The 24,278-nt window shown below is 41.0% G+C and carries 18 protein-coding genes and 1 pseudogene; 13 read left to right on the top strand and 6 right to left on the bottom strand.

The window, feature by feature from the left end; translation table 11 throughout:
- Positions 1-23: 23 nt before the first annotated feature.
- Entirely contained in the window at positions 24-266 is a 243-nt protein-coding gene (locus OQ289_RS20545) for a hypothetical protein (protein ID WP_270088606.1), read from the top strand.
- 73 nt (positions 267-339) lie between these two features.
- Here the strand turns inward: OQ289_RS20545 and dnaK are convergent, their stop codons facing one another.
- Positions 340-2,247 carry a molecular chaperone DnaK gene (gene dnaK / locus OQ289_RS20540; protein ID WP_033566041.1) on the bottom strand — a complete coding sequence of 636 codons (1,908 nt, stop codon included), beginning with the start codon at positions 2,245-2,247 and terminating at the stop codon, positions 340-342.
- A 213-nt stretch (positions 2,248-2,460) separates the two neighbouring features.
- On the opposite strand from dnaK, the gene OQ289_RS20535 reads away from it, so the two are divergent.
- On the top strand, positions 2,461-3,015 hold the full coding sequence (locus tag OQ289_RS20535) for a thioredoxin family protein (protein ID WP_270088605.1): 555 nt from the start codon (positions 2,461-2,463) through the stop codon (positions 3,013-3,015).
- Positions 3,016-3,053: 38 nt separating this feature from the next.
- Here the strand turns inward: OQ289_RS20535 and OQ289_RS20530 are convergent, their stop codons facing one another.
- Together OQ289_RS20530 and OQ289_RS20525 are read right to left on the bottom strand one after the other, a co-directional pair.
- On the bottom strand, positions 3,054-3,728 hold the full coding sequence (locus OQ289_RS20530; protein ID WP_333485555.1) for an ankyrin repeat domain-containing protein: 675 nt from the start codon (positions 3,726-3,728) through the stop codon (positions 3,054-3,056).
- Positions 3,729-3,829: 101 nt separating this feature from the next.
- A complete protein-coding gene (locus OQ289_RS20525) occupies positions 3,830-4,678 on the bottom strand; it encodes an AraC family transcriptional regulator (protein ID WP_270088603.1) in 849 nt (282 codons plus the stop codon).
- A gap of 274 nt (positions 4,679-4,952) precedes the next feature.
- On the opposite strand from OQ289_RS20525, the gene OQ289_RS20520 reads away from it, so the two are divergent.
- The 3 genes from OQ289_RS20520 to OQ289_RS20510 all read left to right on the top strand — a co-directional run bounded on the left by OQ289_RS20520 (position 4,953) and on the right by OQ289_RS20510 (position 7,445).
- Complete coding sequence (locus OQ289_RS20520) at positions 4,953-5,324, top strand: MmcQ/YjbR family DNA-binding protein (RefSeq protein WP_270088602.1); 372 nt, start codon at positions 4,953-4,955, stop codon at positions 5,322-5,324.
- A 226-nt stretch (positions 5,325-5,550) separates the two neighbouring features.
- Positions 5,551-6,681, top strand: coding sequence for a PCMD domain-containing protein (locus OQ289_RS20515; RefSeq protein ID WP_270088601.1), 1,131 nt, complete (start codon positions 5,551-5,553; stop codon positions 6,679-6,681).
- The gene (locus OQ289_RS20510) at positions 6,681-7,445 is read left to right on the top strand and encodes a porin family protein (protein WP_270088600.1); all 765 of its coding nucleotides are present in this window, start codon (positions 6,681-6,683) and stop codon (positions 7,443-7,445) included. The genes OQ289_RS20515 and OQ289_RS20510 overlap by 1 nt, the downstream gene beginning before the upstream one ends.
- A gap of 76 nt (positions 7,446-7,521) precedes the next feature.
- Here OQ289_RS20510 and OQ289_RS20505 read toward each other — a convergent pair whose 3' ends face one another.
- From OQ289_RS20505 to OQ289_RS20495, 3 genes are all read right to left on the bottom strand, one after another.
- Positions 7,522-8,484, bottom strand: a complete 963-nt coding sequence (locus OQ289_RS20505; RefSeq protein WP_270088599.1) for an isopenicillin N synthase family dioxygenase — start codon at positions 8,482-8,484, stop codon at positions 7,522-7,524.
- Positions 8,485-8,625: 141 nt separating this feature from the next.
- Complete coding sequence (locus tag OQ289_RS20500; RefSeq protein WP_270088598.1) at positions 8,626-9,282, bottom strand: hypothetical protein; 657 nt, start codon at positions 9,280-9,282, stop codon at positions 8,626-8,628.
- An 8-nt stretch (positions 9,283-9,290) separates the two neighbouring features.
- Complete coding sequence (locus tag OQ289_RS20495) at positions 9,291-9,770, bottom strand: RNA polymerase sigma factor (protein WP_270088597.1); 480 nt, start codon at positions 9,768-9,770, stop codon at positions 9,291-9,293.
- Between the two features lie 227 nt (positions 9,771-9,997).
- On the opposite strand from OQ289_RS20495, the gene OQ289_RS20490 reads away from it, so the two are divergent.
- The 8 genes and pseudogenes from OQ289_RS20490 (at position 9,998) to OQ289_RS20460 (ending at position 24,257) form a co-directional block, all read left to right on the top strand.
- Positions 9,998-10,432, top strand: a complete 435-nt coding sequence (locus tag OQ289_RS20490) for a MarR family winged helix-turn-helix transcriptional regulator (protein ID WP_270088596.1) — start codon at positions 9,998-10,000, stop codon at positions 10,430-10,432.
- An 83-nt stretch (positions 10,433-10,515) separates the two neighbouring features.
- Complete coding sequence (locus tag OQ289_RS20485; protein WP_270088595.1) at positions 10,516-12,945, top strand: 3-hydroxyacyl-CoA dehydrogenase/enoyl-CoA hydratase family protein; 2,430 nt, start codon at positions 10,516-10,518, stop codon at positions 12,943-12,945.
- A gap of 33 nt (positions 12,946-12,978) precedes the next feature.
- Positions 12,979-13,338, top strand: a pseudogene (locus tag OQ289_RS22180) (four helix bundle protein).
- A 35-nt stretch (positions 13,339-13,373) separates the two neighbouring features.
- The gene (locus tag OQ289_RS20480) at positions 13,374-14,546 is read left to right on the top strand and encodes an acetyl-CoA C-acyltransferase (RefSeq protein ID WP_270088594.1); all 1,173 of its coding nucleotides are present in this window, start codon (positions 13,374-13,376) and stop codon (positions 14,544-14,546) included.
- Between the two features lie 131 nt (positions 14,547-14,677).
- Positions 14,678-16,456 (top strand): acyl-CoA dehydrogenase family protein, encoded by a 1,779-nt coding sequence (locus OQ289_RS20475; RefSeq protein WP_270088593.1) that lies wholly within the window; start codon positions 14,678-14,680, stop codon positions 16,454-16,456.
- A 479-nt stretch (positions 16,457-16,935) separates the two neighbouring features.
- Positions 16,936-19,527, top strand: a complete 2,592-nt coding sequence (locus OQ289_RS20470) for a TonB-dependent receptor (protein ID WP_270088592.1) — start codon at positions 16,936-16,938, stop codon at positions 19,525-19,527.
- 227 nt (positions 19,528-19,754) lie between these two features.
- Positions 19,755-22,790 carry a SusC/RagA family TonB-linked outer membrane protein gene (locus OQ289_RS20465; protein ID WP_270088591.1) on the top strand — a complete coding sequence of 1,012 codons (3,036 nt, stop codon included), beginning with the start codon at positions 19,755-19,757 and terminating at the stop codon, positions 22,788-22,790.
- Between the two features lie 99 nt (positions 22,791-22,889).
- A complete protein-coding gene (locus OQ289_RS20460) occupies positions 22,890-24,257 on the top strand; it encodes a RagB/SusD family nutrient uptake outer membrane protein (protein WP_270088590.1) in 1,368 nt (455 codons plus the stop codon).
- Positions 24,258-24,278 lie beyond the last annotated feature (21 nt).

The raw sequence follows: 24,278 nt of genomic DNA, 5'->3' as shown, positions 1-24,278 counted from the left end.
ATAGGCCTTTAAATCTATGTGTTATGAAATTAAGTAGATTGTTATTCAAAGGATTTCGATTGGGTGCAGGGGTAGCCTTTCTGCTATGGACTATTCTCTTCGTAGATAAGGAGTGCTGTCAAGGTCGCGTGAATGGCTTGTTCGAGCGGGTCAAATCGGAGGTCATACTCGATCGATTGGAGGAAGAGTTGCGATTGAACGGCGAAATCAGCTATACGCAAGAAGATTCTACTTTTGTAGCGCTTCGTTTCAGATGGATTATTTGAGAAATCCTAAAAGCAAAAAAAGACCCCGAGGATTCTTTTCTCGGGGTCTTTTGTTTTATTATAAGAAGGATGCTTATTTAACCTCTTCGTAATCTACGTCAGTTACATCATCAGCACCACCACTGTTTGCTCCATTTTGAGCTTGTCCAGCATCACCTTGCGGCTGAGCGCCGTTGTTTGAAGCAGCATACATTTCTTCTGAAGCAGCATTCCAAGCAGCCTCAAGCTCAGCTGAAGCCGTGTCGATGTCTGCAAAACTTTTCGCTGCATAAGCAGTTTTTAATTTTTCTAATCCAGCTTCGATTGCAGCTTTCTTGTCTGCAGAAATCTTATCACCGTACTCCTTTAACTGTTTTTCAGTAGAGAAGATCAATGCATCAGCACCATTGATTTTATCGGCTTCTTCTTTTATTTTTTGATCCGCTTCTGCATTTGCTTCCGCTTCTTGCTTCATCTTTTGGATTTCTTCATCGGAAAGACCAGAGGAAGCTTCGATACGGATATTTTGCTCTTTACCTGTTGCTTTATCTTTGGCAGATACTTTGATGATACCATTAGCATCAATATCAAAAGTCACTTCAATTTGAGGAACACCACGAGGTGCAGGTGGAATATCATTCAAGTGGAAGCGACCGATTGTGCGGTTTTGAGCTGCCATTGGACGTTCACCTTGTAAGATATGGATTTCCACTGAAGGTTGGCTGTCTGATGCGGTTGAGAACGTTTCCGATTTTTTAGTAGGAATCGTTGTATTCGCCTCGATCAATTTTGTCATGACACCTCCCATAGTTTCGATACCTAATGACAAAGGAGTGACGTCTAATAATAATACATCTTTAACTTCACCAGTCAATACACCACCTTGGATAGCGGCACCTAACGCAACTACTTCATCAGGGTTAACACCTTTTGAAGGCTCTTTTCCAAAGAAGTTTTTAACTGCATCAACGATAGCAGGAATACGAGTCGAACCACCTACTAGAATAATCTCGTCAATATCAGATTTGCTGTAGCCAGCGTTTTTCAAAGCCGACTCACAAGGTTTGATTGTACGTTGGATCAAATCTGAGGCTAAAGACTCAAATTTAGCACGTGACAATGTACGTACCAAGTGTTTCGGTCCTGTCGCATCAGCGGTGATATATGGTAAATTTACTTCTGTAGAAGTCGTGCTTGATAACTCAATTTTAGCTTTTTCAGCAGCTTCTTTCAAACGTTGCAATGCCATTGGGTCTTTTTTAAGATCAAAGCCATTGTTTTCGTTTTTGAACTCGTCATTCAGCCAGTTGATGATTACGTTATCAAAGTCATCACCACCTAAGTGGGTATCACCATCAGTAGATTTTACTTCGAATACGCCATCACCTAATTCTAAGACCGAAACGTCATGTGTACCACCACCACAGTCGAACACAACAATCTTCATGTCTTTATGTGCTTTGTCCAATCCGTAAGCCAAAGCTGCTGCAGTAGGCTCGTTGATAATACGTTTTACGGTTAGACCTGCAATTTCACCAGCTTCTTTAGTTGCTTGGCGTTGCGCATCATTAAAATAAGCAGGTACTGTGATGACAGCTTCAGTCACTTCTTGACCCAAGAAATCTTCAGCAGTTTTTTTCATTTTCTGAAGAATCATTGCTGATATCTCCTGAGGCGTATATTTACGGTCATCAATCTCTACACGAGGAGTGTTGTTATCTCCCTTTACAACCTTGTACGGTACATGAGTAAGCTCATTAGCAGACTCATCATATGACGTTCCCATGAAACGTTTGATGGAATAAACGGTTTTTGTTGGATTTGTAATCGCTTGACGTTTTGCAGGATCACCTACTTTGCGCTCTCCTCCATCAACAAACGCAACAATAGAAGGAGTAGTACGTTTACCTTCGTTGTTTGCAATAACTACTGGCTCGTTACCTTCCATTACAGCAACGCATGAGTTCGTAGTACCTAAGTCAATTCCTATAATTTTAGACATATCTTGTATTTTATTAATTTTTTAATTGTTTGCAATACTATTATCAACCCTTATGCCAATTGAAAAAAAACGATAAAAATGCTGCAAAACGGCTAAAACGATACTATTTGGGTGACAAACTGTCATATCATTGTTTTAATATACTGTCTATATTGCTTTCGTTTATTTATTTTGTCACCTTTGCCCTCTCAAAAGTTTAAACACCCATTTATCATGACATTTGAAGCCTATTTAACATACTTTGAAGATGTGCTTAAAAATCCGACGATCCACAAGGGCTATGAGGACGAAGAATATTATCACTACACTAAGATGAATTGGAGCAGGATGGGCAGGTGGCTCAAGAAATTCCAACCCTCAGTTGAAACCAACGAATTCTTTGCTTCTATCACCGAACCACAAAAGTGGATATTGATTACTGAGCCATGGTGTGGAGATGCTGCGCATTCAGTGCCTATGATTTACGAAATGGTCAAATCCAACCCGCAGATCGAATTGGATATCCAACTTCGTGATCAGGAACCATTTCTGATCGATCAATACCTAACAAACGGAGGGAAGTCTATCCCTAAATTGGTCATCCGGAATCAACAAGGTACAGAAGATATAGCTGTGTGGGGACCTAGACCGGCGGGATGTACGAGGGTATTTGAAGCGTTGAAAGCTAAAGAGGCCCCGTTCTCCGAAATTAAAGAAGAGATTCAAAAATGGTATAACCAAGATAAGGGCCACGAGATCCAACAAGAATTGATGGCGCTACTCAAGTAAAAAATAAAGGGGGCGGACACTCTTTCTGGGCCTCCTTTTTATTTTCTAGACGCTTTTTCTAAAATATCGACTATCGAAGTGTATCCCTTCGATTTTGCATGTTGCAAAGGCGTTACCTTGTCCTGGTCGGGGATATGGATATTGCAACCCGCATCTACCAAGGCTTGTACGACATTCACAAACTTTTGACTCCCGTTGCCTAAGATTATTGCCTCCATCAATGCTGTCCAGCCTAATCTGTTGACATGGTCAATAGGAAACCCTTTGGTACTGACTAAGATTTTGACCACTTCAAGATGTCCCCGTTCACAAGCAGGTATCAATGCGGTACCGTTGTATCTGTTGAATACGTCGAATCGCGCCCCATTTAGTAAATAGAGTTGTACGAGTTCGGTGTGTCCTGCAGCGCCAGCATAGAGAAAAGGGCTATCTTGTATGCGGTCCTGTTGATTGACATCCGCCTTGTATGATACTAATAAGTTCGCCATTTCGATGGCGTTGGATTGCGTTGCGATTAGAAGCAATGATTTACCATCCTTATCCGTTGTATTGACATCGGAACCTTTCTTTAGCGCTTCAGAGACCACAACGAGTTGATTCTTTTTTACAGCTTCGACTAAGGCCGTTTGTTGAATGGAAGATGTATTCATGTCTGTATCCGCTTGACAAGAGTTTAGAAAAAATAGAGAGAAAAATAAAACGATATAGTGCATAAGCTTCTGTATTTGGTGGACGCTAATTAATCATTTCTTCTACAAATTTAGTTATATATCGCTCGTTCCGAATGGAATATTTATTCACAAACTTGTGAATATTATAACTGCTCTCTGAATTGACGTGGTGATAAGCCAGTTTGACTCTTGAAAAAATTAGAAAAGTAGGCCAAATCATTGAATCCTAAATAATAGCCAATTTCCTTTATTGATTTTTCGGATGCCTGTACCAATCGTTTAGCTTCCAATATCACCCTGTTCTGGATTAAATACAGTGCCGAAATATTTAAATGCGTTTTGCAGAGTATATTTAGATAATTCGCAGAGATGTTCAACCTGTCCGCATAGTAGGTGACGGTCTTTTCGTCTCTAAAATGGGTGTCTATCAATGTGCGGTACTTCAATAAAATTGGATGGGCATGATACAGGGGAAGGTCGTCGAATTTTTCTTCGACCTCTCGTGTGACTAGCTGTGCAACAAGTTTACTTCTACTGTATACGATATCCCAATGGATCGGGATCCGCCCCAATTCTAGCTTGAGCATATTGAATTCATATAATAGGCTTCTGAATACATCTTTAGACAGGTTAATCACAGCATGATGTTGCGAAAACATAAAGGAGAAGCGTAGATTTGTCGAGAAGGTCTCAAATACTCGTTTACTGATCATCAGTTGGAAGCCTGAAGTTTGTTCTCCCAATTCCCACTTATGCACTTGGTCGGGGAACAAGATGTGAAGTTGATGGTCTGACACGGGGTGCTCGATAAAGTCAATGGTATGGGTGCCGCTACCCTTCTCTACAAGGAAGAGTAGGAAGAAGTCGTGTTTGTGGGGTTTTTCAATCTTGTTCTTCCCTTGGACACTATGATAAAGGAGGCTATAGTCCGATTCTAGGCTGAATTGAAATTCTTTTAATTCGAGTACAGGAAAGGTTTCTTGAGTTCCCATGAAGGGAAAATACGAATAATTCTGTTTAGTTGCTGGGAATAAATGGTCAACTACTCGGTTTGAGGTTCATCATTTCATTTCTGTTTTTCGGGGGGAGCTGCCGGTGTGTGGAGGAGGTCCAAAAAATTACGTGAAAATTTAGGATAGATTGCCTAAATTTATATCGCCTTCAATAGATTTAATCAGATTGTCTGGATGTGTGGATATTTGATTTGCCTGCTTGCATTTGAGATGCGTGCAAGGCTATAGATGAGGGCTAAATAATTGGCTATCTATGAATATTGAGCAACTTCGTGATTATTGTATTATTAAAAATGGAGTGACTGAAGAGTTGCCTTTTGGTCCTGATACCTTGGTGTTTAAAGTCGCAGGCAAGGTTTTCCTGTTGGTTGGACTCAATCAAGTGGATAAGCTGTCTTTTAATGTCAAATGTGACCCCGAGTATGCGGTGCAATTGAGGGAGCAGTATGAAGCTACTGTCACACCTGGTTATCACATGAACAAAAAGCACTGGAATACAGTATTTGCAAATAGAGAGCTGTCCGACGCTAAGCTTTTTGAGTTGGTTGACCACAGTTATGAGATGATTGTCAACGCCCTTCCCAAGCGTATACGTGAAGAGATTACATCCAATCGCGATTTGTAGCCTTTCCTTAATTGTAAATTGTTTGTGCTGTCCTACACTTCTGAGGGAAAACAATACATAATATAATAGGAGTTATATTATCTTTGCAAGCTTCTTTGATAGGAATAGTAGGTGTTGTTTCATCTATTTATTAACGTCAGAAACATTCTCCCACTGTATGTGGACAAGTGAATGGCAATTGAAGAACAAATTGAGTGTAAGGAGCTCATGTAACAAATAATTACTTATGAAACAAAAAATCACAATACTATTTACCCTGTTAGCCATGCTAGTGTTAAGTGGTTGCATCAAAGATGAACCTCTAAATATGGAAGCCGATATTGTTTCTGTTAATATCGAAGAGGGTACTTTTTTGACTGACCCCCTGATTACCAACAGTACGGTTTTTATTTATGTAAAACCAGGGCTATACGATTTGAAGAAATATAAACTGGATATAGAGGTTACTCCTGGGGCAACTATTACACCATTGTCAGGTTCTGAACAAGATTTTTCTGGTAAGGTAGAATATACTGTTACCTCCGAAGATGGGCAATTTCAAAAAAAATATAAGGTATCTATTATCGAGACATCCGACAGTTCTGTGCCTACTTTTTTCGATTTTGAGAGCTTTGAAATAGATGCAGATGATAAATATACATCCTTCTATGATTTGATTAATGGTCATCAGGTGGGAAATTGGTCTTCGGGTAATCTTGGTTTTTCGTTGACGTTGTCAATTGATCCAAGTGCAACGAAGGCTCCCGAGGCATACCCAACTTTATTTACGACAGATAAACGTAGTGGAGAATATGCAGTTTTGATGGAAACCAAGTTAACAGGTGCCTTCGGTGCTGCCTTCAAAAAGCCAATTGCAGCAGGGAATCTTTTTCTTGGTTCTTTCGATACCGCCCCTCTATTAAGTGATCCTCTTAAAGCAACACGTTTTGGGTTACCATTCAATAAAGTACCCGTAGCGCTGGAAGGGTATTATAAATATGCCGCAGGAGCGCAAGTGACAGATGAGAACCTTAAACCTGTGAACATGCCGGATTCGTGTGACATATATGCTGTTTTTTATAATAGAGAAGAGCTGATTGCTTCGACGAAGAAGAGTTACCTTGATGGTACAAATGTGCTCACCCATCCAAGTGTCGTGGCAATTGCGAGATTGGAAAATGGCAGTCCAACTAAAGAAGGTGAGTTTGTGAAATTTACCATACCATTTAATTATATAAAAGAATTTAATGAGGAAGCGGTCTCCAATCTTGGGTATAATATTGCCATTGTGATGTCTTCTAGTAAATATGGCGATAGCTTCAAAGGAGCTGTTGGAAGTAAATTAATTGTTGATGATCTGAAAATAATAACGAAATAATGAAATTGAAATATTATATATCCGCCATACTTTTTGTTGCAGTAACTTGTAGTCTAAAAGCAGAGGGCTCAATGCCTATCGATAGCATCCTTAGTAAAATAAGTTTTACCGCAACATTAGGAACCAAGATTGGTGGCTCTGCCCCCTTGTCATTGCCGGCTGAGATTCGTAAAATTAGAGGATATCAACCAGCCTATCCATTCTTTGTCGGAGCGAAAGCTCACTATGCTATCAATCAGAAATGGGGCATGTCCCTAGGGCTGACATTTGAAGGTAAGGGGATGAATACAGAGGCGACCGTAAAGGGATACAAGACAACATTCAATGCTAGTGATGACCCTACCCAAAATATGAAAGGTTATTATACAGGTGATATCACAACCAAAGTTCAAAACCTCTATCTTTCCATTCCTATACAAGCCACTTATCAGCTGTCTGAACGGTGGAATTTACAAGCGGGACCTTATGTGGCATTTGCTGTTAAGAAGAGATTTTTTGGAGAGGCCACAAATGGGTACATGCGCAATATCGATCCCACAGGGGAAAAAATCAATGTTGATTTTGCAGAGTACGACTTTGCCAATAGCATACGTACTGTTGATGTGGGAATGAGCTTAGGGACAAATTATAGTTTTTCAAAGCGCTATTTTGCATTGGCGCAGTTTGACTACGGCTTTAATAATATTATGAAAACAGGTTTCGAGAGCATTAGCTTTGGACTTCACAATATCTTTATGAATGTAGGGGTAGGAATTAAGTTGTAAATCCTATATGTTCCATACGAAAGAAGCCCTATTGTATCGCACAATAGGGCTTCTTTCGTATGGTATAAATAGACCATTACATCTTCAATCCGATTTCTCTTAGCCTTTCATCCAAGTACTGCCCTGCGGTATAGTCAGGATAAGCTTTAGGATACTGTTCACTGACGCATGAATCCAGGCAAGCCAGGCTCATGGACGCCTTCGGATGTAGGAAAAATGGAATCGAGAACCTCGATGTGCCCATCTTTTCGCGGGGAGGGTTTACGACACGATGCGTTGTAGATTTCAATTTGTTGTTCGTCAATCGTTGGAGCATATCCCCTACATTGATGACAATATCTTCGCCTTTGGCTTTTATGGGGAACCATTCGCCATCTTTTGTCATCACTTCCAGACCGTCAGCACTTGCCCCAATCAATAATGTAATCAAGTTGATATCTTCATGCGCCCCTGCACGTACTGCATCTGGTGCCAGTTCATCGGGATTTAGGATAGGGAAGTAGTGGATTGCACGTAAGATAGAGTTACCGTTGATGACATATTGTTCGAAATAATGAACATCTAAATCTAGATAAGTCGCAATTGCTTTTAGTAATTCGCGGCCCGTATCTTCTAACTTTTTATATACTTCAGCAGTGATTTCGTTAAAACGAGGCAATTCCGTCACGGTTGGGTTGTCTGGAAAGTCGGCTTTCGAATATTCTTCGCCCACGATTGTTTGTCCACGTTGCCAGAATTCCTTTAGGTCAGGTGTTTTGGCATCCTTTGCTTTTTCGCGTCCTTTTGACGTATAGCCACGTTGTCCAGCTAACTCCGGAAACTCATATTTTAATTTAGTCTCTGTAGGTAGCGAAAAAAAAGCAGGAACGACCTCATAGAGCTCATCAATCAATTCTTTGGATAGACCATGATTTGCAATCGTGACAAATCCAGTTTCATTGAAAGCTTTTCCGATATCTTGGATAAATTGTGCTCGCTGTTCTGCCGAACCACTGGTGTAGTTCAATAAGTCCAATCGAGGTATGTTTACTAATGCCATACTGTTTGTGTTTTAAAATCTAACACAAAGTTAACCGAATTATTTTTGATTTATCTAATGTCTGTGTGAATAAGAGACCCCTACTGGGACGTAAAGCTTTAGTGTCTAGTGTTTAAAAGTTTTCCACATTTGAGTGTCTCTTTAATCTGCATCTTTAGCCTCTAGGCTATCTTTACTACCCGCTTCAGATGATTCCTTTAATTCAGCTAAATAATAACGAAGATCCACGAGCATATCCTGATGAGGCTTGACGAATTTTTTAAAATAATAGGTATGGATAAAATAGAAGATGATTCCGATTACAATCAGGTTGAATAGAACAGTTCCGCTAAAGACTGAGGCAACATTAAAAGATTGGATGTCATTTAATGAAAAGGCTATTACTAAAATGATGTATCTGATAATAGCTGCTGACTTTCGAAATTTTAGATACGCTATAATAAGTGCCTGTATTCGGGTAAAGCGTTCGCTCAGTGGAAGGTCTGCTTCATAGTTCTGATAAATACTCTTCCGAAGTTTGTACGTTGTATACATTAGTTCAGCCTCCATTAGGAACCCAAAGAAGAGATAATAGGCAAAAAAGAGGTCATAGTTGTACACTAAGATGCCGATGCCAATAAGAATGAACAGATACTGATATTGTATATTCCGCTTAAGATTCTCATCTATCCTGTCGAGTAGACTTGTTGATTTCTGTTCGGTTATTTTTTTTACCACATCCCCAGATAAGGATAGTATTGTAGAGGAAGAATCCCCATCATTTTGTCTGTTTTTGTATTTAAGGTCGTCTAGTTCCATGATGAGTGCTATTCTTTACTTAATGTTTTCAATTTTTCTTTTATTCTTGATATTTTCACGGCTACATGATTCGGTGTCATGCCCATCGTTTGTGCAATCTCTTTATAGCTATAGTCCTCAAGGTAGAGAGCCACAAGAGCCTTTTCGATTTTTGAAAGTTTCGTAATTGATTGATACATAGATAGGATAGCTTCATCCTCCTGATATTTGATTTCGCAGTAACTTTCTTGGCTGAAATTTAGCTCGGCATGTGTGTGCCTGCGGTCACGTTTGATATGGGTAATCGCAGTATTTAGTCCAACGCGGTATAGCCAAGTCGAGAACTGCGAGTCACCTCGAAAACTCTTGAAAGATTTCCATCCTTGTAGTACTATCTCTTGAAACAGATCCTCCCTATCGGTCTTGTTGTCCACATACATGCAGCATATGCGATGTATGATTGTTTGATTGGAGGTTACTAATTTTATGAATTCTTTTTCAATGTCCATGCCTTCGTTTGGATGTCTTTATTTAAATTGCTTTACTTGTTAGTCTTTAAAATGATAAAAACATTACAGCGCAAATAGAAAAAAGCGAGAAATTTTGTTTTTGTTCAACTTTTGAACTATTCAAATCAGACAAAAATTATTGATAAATTAACATTTAGCATTTGGAATGTACAAATAAATCTATTAGATTTGTTATGCTTGCATAGTAAAGTGTTTGCCTATAAGTTATGAGCCAAGATAATACAATTGATTACTTCATGAAAACAGGTTGGCAGACAGTTGCCAATAAATATAATACCATTGCTTCGCGACATGGTTTTACCCAGGCTGCTGGTTATATTTTGATTAATATCCATAAGGAGGGTACGCCTGTTTCTCAGATTGCCAACCTTACAGGGGTCAAAACAACCAGCCTATCTCGAGTGTTGAATAATCTAGAGGCCCTTGGTTTTATTTATCGGGAGGCTAGTAGTGTGGACAAGCGGTCCGTAAAAGTATATCTAACAGAATTGGGACAAGAGAAACGAAGAATAGCGAAAGATGTAGTTCGTAATTTCAATCAGTATCTAGAGGCCAATCTGACAGGCCGAGAGCGAGCACAATTGATCAAGACCCTAGCTAAGGTCAATGAATTAGCTAAAGAATACAAAGGAGAGCTGTAATTCCATTTTGTGATAATTGTCGCAATCTTATATCAACATCTGCTTTGCTATAGGTGATTATTTATAGAGAAAAATATAGAAGGATGAATAACAGAAGTATTAAAAAAGTAGCAGTCTTGGGCTCTGGTGTTATGGGATCTAGGATTGCTTGCCACTTTGCTAATATTGGGGTAGAGGTATTGCTTTTGGACATTGTGCCTAAAGAACTACTTCCGGCGGAGTCGGCCAAAGGATTGACCCTGGATAACAAATTCGTTCGCAATCGTATCGTTAACCAGTCGTTGGAAACCGCTGTTAAATCTAATCCGTCACCGATTTACAGCAAATCATTCGTGAAAAGGATTAAGACGGGCAACTTTGACGACGATTTGAAAGATATTGGACAAGTCGATTGGATTATCGAAGTTGTGGTCGAACGTTTGGATATCAAAAAATCTGTATTCGAGCGAATTGAGCAATTTCGTAAACCAGGGACATTGGTTACGTCCAATACTTCGGGTATACCCATTCACCTGATGACAGAGGGCAGGAGTGAAGATTTCAAAGACCATTTCTGTGGTACTCACTTTTTCAATCCCCCAAGGTATCTTCAATTGCTCGAAATCATCCCTACACCGCACACGAATAAAGAGGTGGTAGATTTTTTGGTTCATTATGGAGACAAATTTTTAGGCAAGACAGTTGTATTATGTAAAGATACTCCCGCTTTTATAGGGAATAGGATTGGGGTATACTCCATGTTGGCATTGACTCATCTTGTCGAGCCATTGGGACTGACCGTTGAAGAAGTTGACAAATACACCGGTCCGGCTATGGGGCATCCCAAATCCGCCACCTTCCGCACTGCTGATGTGGTTGGATTGGACACCTTAGTCAATGTTGCAAATGGTTTGGCCCAAAATGCCCCTGATGATGAAGCCAAAGGCGTCTTCCAACTCCCAGCCTTCATCACTACGATGGTGGAAAACAAGTGGCTAGGCGAGAAAACTAAAAAAGGATTCTACGAGAAGGTAAAAGATGATAAAGGCGATTCGGAAATCTTATCACTCAATTTGAAAACATTAACATTTGGCCCGCAGGAGAAAGTTAAATCTCCCACCCTAGAGGCGACCAAACAAGTTGAAGATATCCGTAAGCGCATGAAAGTTTACGAACAGGGTAAGGACAAAGCAGCCGAATTATTTAGGGCTATGCATTATCCTCTTTTTGAATATGTATCCAATCGCGTCCCGGAGATTACGGATGATTTCTTCCGTATAGATGATGCCATGCGCGCAGGTTTCGGTTGGGAAATCGGTCCATTTGAAGTGTGGGATGCATTAGGTGTACGCGAAACCATTGAAAAAATCAAAGCAGAAGAAAAACGCCTGCCTGGGCAACGTGGTGAAGTTGCCAAATGGGTCCACGACATGTTGGATGCAGGCTTCGATTCTTTCTATAAAGTAGAAAATGGGGTACGCTATTTCTATGATATTGCTTCTAAATCGTATAAACCTATTCCCGGTACTCAAGAGCTGATTGTATTGGATCATATCCGTGATAGCAAGACCATCTGGAAAAATTCGGGTGTATCCATCATAGATCTCGGTGATGGTATCATTAATTGCGAATTCCATACCAAGATGAATACTATCGGCGGCGATGTGATTCAAGGATTGAATAAAGCCATCGATTTGGCGGAAAAGGAATATCGCGGTCTGGTTATCTCCAATGATGGGAAGAATTTCTCAGCAGGAGCTAATATCGGAATGATCTTCATGATGGCTGTTGAGCAAGATTATGAAGAGCTTAATATGGCTGTTCGTGCTTTTCAAAATACCTCTATGCGTATTCGATATTCTTCTATCCCTGTCGTTGCAGCACCATTTCAACTGGCATTAGGTGGGGGCTGCGAATTCTCTATGCATGCAGATTTTGTACAATTACATGCCGAGACCTATATGGGCCTTGTCGAGTTTGGTGTTGGTGTGATTCCTGGTGGAGGTGGCTCGAAGGAATTTGCCCTGCGTGCATCCGATGAGTATAAGGATGATCAGATTGTGCAGAATACATTAAAAGATAGGTTTCTCACCATTGGACAAGCCAAAGTATCGACCTCAGCAGTAGAAGCGTATGAGCTTGGATACCTACAGCAAGGCAAGTACGCCATTACTATGAATCGTGCTCGACTACTGGCTGACGCCAAAGCCAAAGCGCTAGAACTTGCGGATGCGGGATACGTACAGCCGGCGCCTCGTCATGATATCAAAGTTTTAGGTAATGCTGGTTTAGGCATTGTGTATGTTGGTGCTAGTTCTATGCGCGCTGGTAATTATATATCCGATCATGATAAGAAGATATCTGAGAAATTAGGCTGGGTGATGTGTGGTGGAGATTTATCGGCGCCCACAGAGGTATCTGAGCAATATTTGTTAGACCTCGAACGTAAAGCCTTCTTAGAGCTCTGTGCCGAACGCAAGACATTGGAGCGCATACAGTTTATGCTAACGAAAGGAAAGCCCTTACGCAATTAGACGTCAACTATAGAGTACCTAGTATTTAGATGTATGCATCAGTATAAGGAGTTGAAAATATGGCAGAAAGCAATCGAAATAGTCTCTATTATTTACCGCACTACGATTGGTTTTCCGGAAAGCGAACGTTTTTGTTTGATCGCCCAGATAAATCGTGCTGCTGTTTCAATTCCATCAAATATCGTGGAAGGGGGCTGGAAGAAATTCGGATAAGGAATTCTGTACTTCCTTTCTATTGCACATGCATCAACTTATGAGGTAGAGACACAATTAATTATTTCAAATAATTTGGGTTACATATCAGTAGAGGATTTGACTAGCCGTTTAGAAAAGCTTGGTGAACTACAGAAAATCAATTATGTATTTCAGCAAAATCTAGATACTAAAATCTAAATACTAATATCTAACACCTAACTACTAAAAAACATATGGAAGCTTACATTGTAGCAGGATACCGTACAGCAGTTGGCAAGGCCCCAAGAGGAGGGTTTCGATTTATGCGTGCGGATGATCTGGCGGCAGATGTCATTAAGCATTTGGTCGCCTCTGTACCCTCTTTAAACAAAGAGGAGATCGACGATGTCATCGTTGGCAATGCCATGCCTGAGGCAGAGCAGGGACTAAATGTCGGACGTTTGATTTCCCTAATGGGCCTTGATACCGACAAGGTGCCAGGGGTGACTGTCAATCGTTATTGTGCATCAGGACTTGAAACTATTGCTACAGCAGTTGCTAAGATTAAATCCGGAATGGCAGATTGTATCATTGCAGGAGGAGTAGAGGTAATGTCAGGTATGCCTTTCGGAGGATGGAAGATTGTCCCTAATCCCAAAGTTGCCAAATCCAATCCCGATTGGTACTGGGGCATGGGGCTTACAGCTGAAGCGGTGGCTAGAGAATATAACGTGAGTCGTGAAGACCAGGACAAATTTTCTCTACGTTCTCATCAACGTGCCATTGAAGCAATCAAGAATGGTCATCTCCAAGATGGCATCGTACCCATTAAAGTTTCTGAAAACTATATTAAAGAGGGTAAGATGGCCACTCGTGAGTACGTCGTGGATACCGATGAGGGACCTCGAGCAGAGTCCTCTTTAGAAGCATTGGCCAAACTGAAGCCTGTCTTCGCGGCTGACGGTTGTGTGACGGCTGGTAACTCCTCTCAGACTTCAGATGGAGCAGCCTTTGTGCTGGTAATGTCTGAGCAAAAAATGAACGAATTGGGACTGAAACCCATTGCTCGCTTAGTGAGCTACGCTGTAGTGGGGGTACCTCCTCGAATTATGGGCATAGGTCCGATATACGCCATTCCAAAGGCACTCCAACAAGCTGGTCTGAAGAAAGAGGATATCGATCTTATAGAGTTGAATGAAGCATTTGCCTCCCAATCTTTGGCTATTGTTAGGGAGCTCGGCTTAGATGAGGAAAAAGTCAACGTCAATGGCGGTGCTATTTCCTTGGGACATCCCCTTGGTTGTACCGGTGCAAAGCTGACTGTTCAAATTCTGAACGAGCTAAAACGTCGTAATAAGAGATATGGTATGGTGACCATGTGTGTGGGAACTGGTCAGGGAGCCGCTGGAATATTTGAAATGATGTAGAAGATGCGCGAGTCGCGATAGATATATTGCGATATGCGTCAACTTTGTGAATTGACGAAATTGTACGTACGTAAGTCAGTATGAGAGATGTGGTCTACATACCCAATACGCACTACGCAAATCCAAAAAAAATGAAACAAACAATCAAAGGTGGAGAATTTGTAATCAGAGAGACACCATATACCGATATTTTTATACCCGAAGAGTTCGACGAAGAGGCAAGGATGATTCGTCAAACCTGCTTAGACTTTCTGGACACCGAGGTGCTCAACAAGTTAGATCGTATCGATGCACAGGAGGAAGGACTTATGCCTGCGCTAATGGATAAAGCAGGAGAACTTGGGCTCTTGGGCGTCTCTATTCCTGAGGAATATGGTGGCTTTGGAAAAAATTTCAATACCTCTATGCTGGTCGCGGATGCTGTAGGTTCAGGATATTCATTTGCTGTAGCCCTTTCGGCGCATACCGGTATCGGTACGTTGCCGATTCTTTATTACGGCAATGCCGCGCAAAAGTCGAAATATATTCCTAAGTTGGCCTCTGGCGAGTGGAAAGCATCCTATTGCTTGACCGAGCCCAATTCTGGTTCAGATGCCAACTCTGGACGTACATCTGCCAAATTAAATGCTGAAGGTACCCACTACATATTGAATGGGCAGAAGATGTGGATTACCAATGGCGGATTTGCGGATATATTCATTGTCTTCGCTAAGATTGACGACGATAAGAATCTAACAGCATTCATTGTTGAAAAAGGTTTCGGCGGAATCACTATGAATCCTGAAGAGCACAAGTTAGGCATTAAAGGTTCCTCTACCCGCCAAGTATTCTTTAATGATTGCCCAGTCCCGGTAGAGAATATGCTTTCTGATCGAGAGAACGGATTTAAGATTGCTGTCAATATCCTTAATATTGGCCGCATTAAATTGGGTGCTGCAACAATCGGTTCTTCTCGTGGAGTCTTGACTCAAGCGATACGTTATGCCAATGAACGCATTCAATTCAATCTACCTATCTCCAAGTTTGGGGCTATACGATATAAACTGGCCGAGGCCGCTATTCGTTTATTTGCCGTCGAGTCTGCCTCTTATCGTGCAGGACAGAATATAGATGATACCTATGATGCATTAGTTGCTGGCGGTATGGACGAAGCCAAGGCTAAGCTCAAATCTGTGGAGCAATTTGCCATTGAATGTGCGATTATCAAAGTATGGGGGTCAGAGATGTTGGATTATGTAGTGGATGAAGGCGTTCAAGTGTATGGTGGTATGGGGTATTCTGCTGATGCACCTATGGAGCGAGCTTATCGTGATTCACGAATCAATAGAATATTTGAAGGTACAAATGAGGTCAATCGTCTTTTGGTCGTAGATATGCTGCTCAAACGAGCCATGAAAGGCGAGCTGGATTTAATGGGACCTGCCACTACAGTGGCTAATGAATTGATGTCCATCCCCGATTTCGGAGACGAAGACGAAACCCCATTTGCTACTGAGAAAAAATTATTGGCCAATTTGAAGAAAGCTGGATTACTGATTGCCGGTGCTGCAGTTCAGAAATTAATGATGTCCCTATCCAAAGAACAAGAAATCCTGATGAATATTGCCGATATTATCGGATACGTGTACGTGGCTGAATCCGTCCTCTTGCGGGCGGAAAAAATCCATCACACCCAAGGGATAGATGCAGCGTCATATGCTACAGATATAGCTAAGGTATATCTCTATTCTGCCATTGATAAGGTGAATGTTGCCGCGAAGGAAGCTTTGTACTCTTTCGGAGAAGGGGATGAGCTAAAGATGATGCTCGTAGGTCTTCGTCGATTTACAAAAGCCGAACCCTTTAACGTAAAAGAAGCTCGCCAACGGATTGCTAGAAAATTGATTGAAGAAAATAGATATTGTTTTTAAAATTCTAGTATTGTTTTGGTTGTTGGAGCCTGCAATGAAAATTGCAGGCTTTATTTTTTTTGAAAAATAAAATCTATTGATTTAGTAGACTATTTGAAAATATTTATATATTTGCATCAACATCGTTAACAATTGGCGTTGGCAACGAGTATTTACTAAAATCATATTATGAAAAATAACAACCTAACAACCAAATCTTTAATCAGTAAATCGGCTGGATTTATCAATCCCTGTTGCCCTCCTCTCCATATGCGAATGTGTTGCTAAGCTCCATTCCATACTATCTATAAGCGGGAGCTTTTTCTCTCCCCTTACATTCAGGATCTAAATATTCAATCGGTGTCTATGCTTATGCGTATCCACTATTTAATTCATCCATATGTCTGAAATATCCATCTAGCACAGATAGCATAAGTTGGATAGTCTATTCCGATACATCGGGATAAAATAATGGCAAATGAAAATCAAATTATACACCTATGAAAAAGGAAAGGTTTTACCAGGTCTGGTTTATCATCAGTACCTTCATTTTAATACACACCTCGGGTCAGGCACAAGTCGAGCCAAAACCTATTATCAATGCTTCGTTGGTCGGCACAGTCATTGATGCCACTACAAAAGAACCCATTTCTGGAGTGACAGTACAGTTAGAAGCCGTGACGCATCAGGTCAAAACCGACCGTGATGGCAAGTTTCAATTTGTCACCGGACAGAAGTTACCATTCACCGTGAATGTATCTTATGTAGGATATGCAAGTCAGAAGATTGTGGTCGAAACCTCGCCCACAATTATAGAACTAGCTCCTAGTTTAAATGCGTTAGATCAAGTTTTGGTGACGTCACGTCGGAGATCAGAGCGGATTCAAGATGTTCCCATACCGGTTTCTATAATAAGGGCCAGTACCATAGAAGATGCCGGAGCATTCAATGTTGCCCGGATTAAGGAAGCCGTTCCTACCGTACAATTATACTCCTCTAATGCACGGAATACGACCCTAAATATTAGAGGGCTGGGGTCTACTTATGGACTCACTAATGACGGGATAGATCCAGGTGTAGGCTTTTATTTAGATGGTGTTTATTTAGCTCGTCCTGCTGCCACGTGGCTTGATTTTATCGATATTGAACAGATAGAAGTCTTAAGAGGACCTCAGGGAACATTGTTTGGTAAGAATACGACATCAGGAGCCTTTAATATCACCTCGCGTCTACCCGAATTTACACCAAGCGCCAATTTTGAGTTAAGCTATGGAAACTATGGATATATACAGGCTAAAACCTCGCTCAGCGGCCCACTAGTTAAAGACAAATTGGCCGCTAGAGTATCATTTTCAGGTACACAGCGTGACGGAACCTTATACAATGTCTATTCCGACCGGAATATAAATGATATCAATAATTTGGGTGTTCGAGGCCAATTGCTATTTACCCCCAATGAGAATCTGAAGATATCATTAGCTGGGGATGTGACCAAACAAAGGCCAGACGGATATGGATGGGGTATCGCGGGTGTTGTGCAAAATCAACGTTCAGAGTATCGACAATTCAATAGTATTATAAAAGATCTCGGTTATGAAATTCCTTACAAAAGTGCTTTTGAAAGAAAAGTCGATTTGGATACACGTTCCAAGGCCGATAACGAATTAGGGGGCATATCTCTAAATGCAGACTACAAAATTGGAAATGGGACATTGACTTCCACATCTGCCTGGAGATATTGGAATTGGGTACCTTTAAACGATAGGGATTATTTAGGTGTCCCCGTATATACCATATCCGCCGGCAATTCTGTTCACGACCAGTGGTCTCAAGAATTCCGTTATTCTGGAAATCTAAGCGAGAAGGTAAGCGGTGTGGTAGGTGTATTTGGTTTGTGGCAGGATTTGAAGACAGATCCAGTACATACAGAGGAGGCTGGTGATGCATTATGGCGTTTTCAGCAAAGCAATGCTTCTCAGACCCAATGGGCTCCAGGTCTAATCGATAAGGTTGGTATTCGTACAAAATACGGCATCAAGAGCACTAGTTTGGCCGTGTTTTCTCAAATTGATTGGGCGGTAACCTCTAAATTGCATGTGTTGCCAGGAATACGGTACAACTACGATAAAAAAGTAGCCAACTACGATCGTACCAAGTATATAGATAACAAGATTGAATACACTCCGGCACAACTGGCAGCCGTAAATAGCATTTATTCAGACCAGACTTTTGACATTAATGCCGATGCAGGTAATTTATCTGGTCAATTATCTTTGCAGTATAAATTTACACCAAGCTATAATGCCTATGCCACCTATTCAAAGAGTTATAAACCAATAGGTATTAATGTAGGGGGATTACCTGTTATCGATGGACAGGTTGCCACAGACCTGGCTGAGGTAAAACCCGAATCTGTCAATCACGTGGAGTTTGGTGTAAAAACAAGCCCTAGCAGAAACTCTTTCTTAAACCTTACGTTGTATCAAACCAATATCAAAGATTACCAAACTCAAGTCCAAACACCGGACCCTGGCGTAAATCGAGGATATTTAGCGAATGCTGAAAAAGTTCGGGTACAGGGCTTTGAATTAGATGGGAGCATTAGACCATGGGATTTTCTAAGGTTGAATGGGGCATTAGCTTATACGGATGGAAAATACGTGAAGTTTACCAATGCACCAGTTCCTTTAGAAGAGGTCGGAGGGGCAGAGGCATTTAAAGATGTCTCTGGTGGTGAACTGCCCGGGATTTCCAAATGGTCATGGTCACTCGCGGCAGAATTGACGGCCAAAGGAAATTTAATAGGCCTCCAAGGGACTTACTTTTTTGGAACAGACCTCTTTTACCGGTCAAAATTCTCATCTAGTCCATCCCCATCAAAATATTTGAACATTGATGCATATGCATTATTGAACGCACGCGTTGGATTTAAAGCGACAAATGGGATTACAGTCATTGTATGGAGTCGGAATTTGACCAACAAAGACTATTACGAACAATTGCTGGCTGCACCGGGTAATGCTGGTCAATATGCAGGTGTTGTTGGAGATCCACAAACCTACGGGGTGACGCTTCGTTATAATCTCAGATAATGATAAGATTAAAGTAGCTATGTCTAGTAAAGAAATAATAACAAAAATGATTATCCAAAAATCAATAAAATTCAATTTACCATTCCGTCGAATGTGTAATTAAGTCTCTCTCCCTTAATATAGAAACAGAAAGGGAAGCCATGGCTTCCCTATTCTGTTCAATAATGAAACAAGTATTCAATTGGCGTTGGCACTTGCAAGTATTCACTATTAAATCGTTTAAAAATATGAAAAAATACGGAGTATTCCGCTATTCTTGCATACTTATATTGTCCCTAATGAGCTTTCACAGCGTACAAGCTCAGGATGAAACCAGACCTATCATCAATGCGTCCTTACAGGGAACCCTTATTGATGCTGAGACAAAAGAACCTATTGAAGGTGCAACTATACGTCTTGAAGCTGTGACACATAGTGTTAGAACAGACCGAGATGGCAAGTTTCAATTCATCACTGGGCAAAAACTTCCATTTACGTTGACCATCACATATGTGGGGTATCAAAATAAGACGATTGTCGTTTCAAAATCTCCGACTGTTATCGAATTGCTACCCGAAGATAGGACTTTAGATGAAGTGATTGTAGTAGGGTATGGCACACAGAAAAGAAGAGATCTAGTCTCATCCATATCAAAAATAAATGCAGACGAAACAAAGCAAATTCCTGAGGCTAGTTTTGATGCTCAGCTTCAAGGAAAGGCTGCTGGAGTCCAAATAAATACCAATACGGGTGTCCCTGGATCTGATGTTTTTATCCGCGTCAGAGGAGCAACGTCCATTAATGCCGGCAATGATCCCTTATATGTAATAGATGGCGTATTTGTCAACAATGAATCCTTGCAAAGTATAGCGCAAGATCGTAAGACGTCACCACTATCAGATATTAATCCCAATGACATCGAGAGTATTGAAATCCTCAAAGATGCCACGGCAATAGGAATTTATGGTTCTCGCGGTGCCAATGGCGTTGTCTTGGTCACGACCAAGCGAGGTAAGTTTGGGCAAAGTGCCAAAATTGACTTTAACATTTCCAATGGATTTGCCAAAGCCTTGTCCGATAGGGTATGGAAAACAACCACTGGTGAAGAGCATGCATTATTAATCAATGAATTTAATCGAAATATGGGGCGGGTGGAGCCATTCCGACCAATCTCAGAAGGAGGGCGGGGACTCCCCTCAGAGCAGCAGACATATGACCGACTCCAATATCTTTTTCGTACCGCCTCATTACAAAATTACGATTTCTCTATTCAAGGAGGTTCAGATAGAACACGATATTATGTTGGTGGGGGATACGTTAATCAGGAATCCATCTGGAAACCAATGGGATTTAACAGGTATAGCTTTAAACTTAATCTCGATCAAAAATTAAGTGAATATGTAACCTTAGGTGTCAGTAATTCTTTTTCGAAATCACATCGTGACCAAGCACGACCTGCAAACGGCGGGAATGGAACATTATTGCAAGCTTCGTTGAATATTCCTACATACTTGCCTGTTTTTGATGACGCTGGTACACCATTAAAATGGGTCAATTTCGATAATATTTACACATTGACCTCAAATCAGAATTTGTGGTCCGATAGTTATCACTATATAGGAAATGGTTTTTTGGATGTGTCGCTTAGCCCGAAATTGAAATTTCGCTCAACGCTAGGACTCGATTTCAATCAATACAACGAACACGAATGGTGGGATTCCTCCACGATTCTTGGTGTAAATGGAGGCTTGGCCAGTGAGAGTAATACGCAATCTTTGTCATTAGTCAATGAGCAGACCCTGTCATATGCAGACAAGATAGGAGGTCATGCTATTGGTGCTTTGGTTGGGAATACATTGCAGTCTTCTAAGCTTAATAACGTGTTTGCTTCGGGTAGTAATTTTCCCAATAATTCATATACGCAAATCTCTTCTGCATCTACCCAGACTGCCGATCAATGGAAAAAGGAAAGTACATTAGCTTCTTTTTTCACCAGATTAAATTACAATTACGACAATAGATACTATGCCGAGTTCATACTTCGCGCGGATGGATCTTCCAAATTTGGAGATGCTAATCGATGGGGATATTTTCCTGCAGTAGGATTGGCTTGGAACATTGCGAAAGAATCATTTTTACAACATCAACAGACGTTAAGTAATTTCAAGTTTCGGTTGAACTATGGTATTACAGGCAACCAATCCGGCATAGACGAGTACGCAACATTTGGATTATGGCAGGGCGGAGATGGGTATGCTGATATTTTGGGAGGAGAAGAGAAGCCCGGAACAGCTCCCTTGCAGTTAAAAAACAATGATTTGAAATGGGAAAGCACAACACAGTTTAACGCAGGTCTGGATGTTGGATTCTGGAGTGACCGCTTGACATTAGAGCTGAATTACTATCAAAAGTATACGAGGGATGCGTTGCTTTTAGTAGGTACTCCGGGCTCGACTGGCTACCAAAGCTATATTACGAATTATGGGGAAATCAGTAATAAAGGATTTGAGCTCTCTATCAATGCCCAGCCCTTTACTGGAGAAAAATTTACGTGGTCAGCCAACTTAAATTTAGCTCAAAATAGAAATCGAATAGAAGATATTCCTGCAGATATACCCTTTGCTGGTCGTGACCTGATAAGGCTTCAACAGGGCCATCCTTTATATTCCTACTGGCTGTACCATCAAATCGGAGTTGACCCACAAACAGGTAATGTGCAATTCGAGGATGTCAATGACGATGGGGCGATTACCGTAGCTGATCGTCAGATTATTGGGGATACATGGCCGAAGCTTTTTGGAGGCCTGACTAATAACATAAGATATAAATCCTTTGACGCCTCCTTTTTGTTTACGTTTTCTTTAGGCAATAAAACCTGGAATCACAACAAAATGCTGGGGGAAACGGGAGGGACCTTAGACGCAAATCGCGTACTGTTAAAGTCACAACTTAATCGCTGGACCGAACCTGGACAGATTACTGATGTGCCAAGGTTAGCAACGGCCAACTATTCGATACAAGAAAATAGCCGCTATTTGGAGGATGCATCTTACCTCCGGTTGCGGAATATCACCGTCGGCTATTCCTTAAATAAAAATTTAGTACAGCGAATCAAGCTAGAACATCTAAGAGTATATGTGTCTGCATCAAATCTATTTTTGATTACGCCTTATTCCGGAGCAGATCCAGAAGCAAATTTAGGAACAGAGAATATTCAAGGATATGACTACGGGACTCCTCCACAGCCACGGACCTTTCAATTTGGAATTCAGATTTCACTATAAATGACTTTGACAGTAGAACCATCATGATTTATCCACACCACACAAGGGAATGCATAGGTCGGATAGCTTCATCACCTTTAAAAAACAAATTATATACAGATGAAAAATAAACTCAATATATTTTGTATTTTCTTATTTGTACTCATAACAGCAGCATGTGATTCCTTTTTGGAAGTACAACCTGTCAATGATGTCTCCGATGAAAATACTATCTATGACAAAGCGTCTGCGAATACGGCTTTGAGAGGTACATATAGACAATTAGCTTCCCCTGGCTACTATGGCGAGAATTTCGTCACCTTGGCTTATTATCCTTCAGGAGATATAAAATGTTTGACTACGGGTGTTATACTCAATTTGGTCAACTGGGATTTTAGAGCTGATAATGCGAACCTTAATTCATTTTGGAATGCAGCGTATAATACCATCAATCGAGCGAATCACGTGATTCAGAAAGTGCCACTGGTGGTGGATGCCAATTTTACTGATGCCGAACGCACTACTCTCGTTGGGGAAGCGACCTTTATTCGGGCGTTAGCATATTTCGATTTGGCTCGTACATTTGGAGGCGTTCAAATCTACTTATTACCAACAGATGATCTCAATTCTAGGCCCTCTATTTCTCGCTCATCTCTAGCAGAGACCTATAAACAAGTGTTAACAGATTTGGAAGAAGCCGAAAAACTGCTATCTGAGAATGTGAATCGTATTCGGGCCACCAAGCAGACCGTGTGGGCTTTACGATCACGTCTACACTTATATCAAAAACAATGGGATTTAGCAGAAGTATACGCCACCAAGTTGATTGATAGAACCACTAGCTATAAATTGGTATACCCTTTCGCAGACTGGTTTAAAAACAATGTAATCGGTACTACAGAGTCAATTTTTGAATTGCAGTATAGTGCTCAAAACCCGAGTACTATACGATCGCAGATGCAGCATCCTACTGCCGGTGGAACCTATCGCTATGCACCGAACGACAATTTTGTCGGCCTACTAAATAATCCAACTAAGGGCGGGGCACGTAGGGCACTAATAGGGAGCGTTACACAAAATAATACCACTTTGTGGTTTGGAAACTTATACTACCGTTTACAAGCGACCGATCCAGCCTATATTTTCAGAATAGCCGAAATGTATTTAATACGAGCTGAAGCGAGAGCGCAACAAGGTCATTTAGAAGATGCTTTAGAAGATCTTAATGTAATAAGGCAACGTGCAGACCTAGCCGTGACGTTTTCCTCAGATAAGCAGGAGATATTAGATGCGATAGACCAAGAGCGTCGCTACGAATTTGCTTTTGAAGCACATCGATGGTTTGATCTGACTCGCACAGGAAGATATATGACATTAATTCCGTTGTTGGATCCGACGATTAAGGTAGATGAGCACGAAAATCTATTTCCTATCCCCGTCGCTCAGCTAGATTTGGATGATAAATTGGAACAAAATCCAGGCTATTAGTTTCAACAAGACATTTTAATT

Source organism: Sphingobacterium sp. SYP-B4668, from assembly GCF_027627455.1.
Classification (GTDB): Bacteria; Bacteroidota; Bacteroidia; order Sphingobacteriales; family Sphingobacteriaceae; genus Sphingobacterium.
The sequence above is the reverse complement of the archived record's forward strand: the minus strand, read 5'-3'. Positions and strand labels throughout refer to the sequence as shown.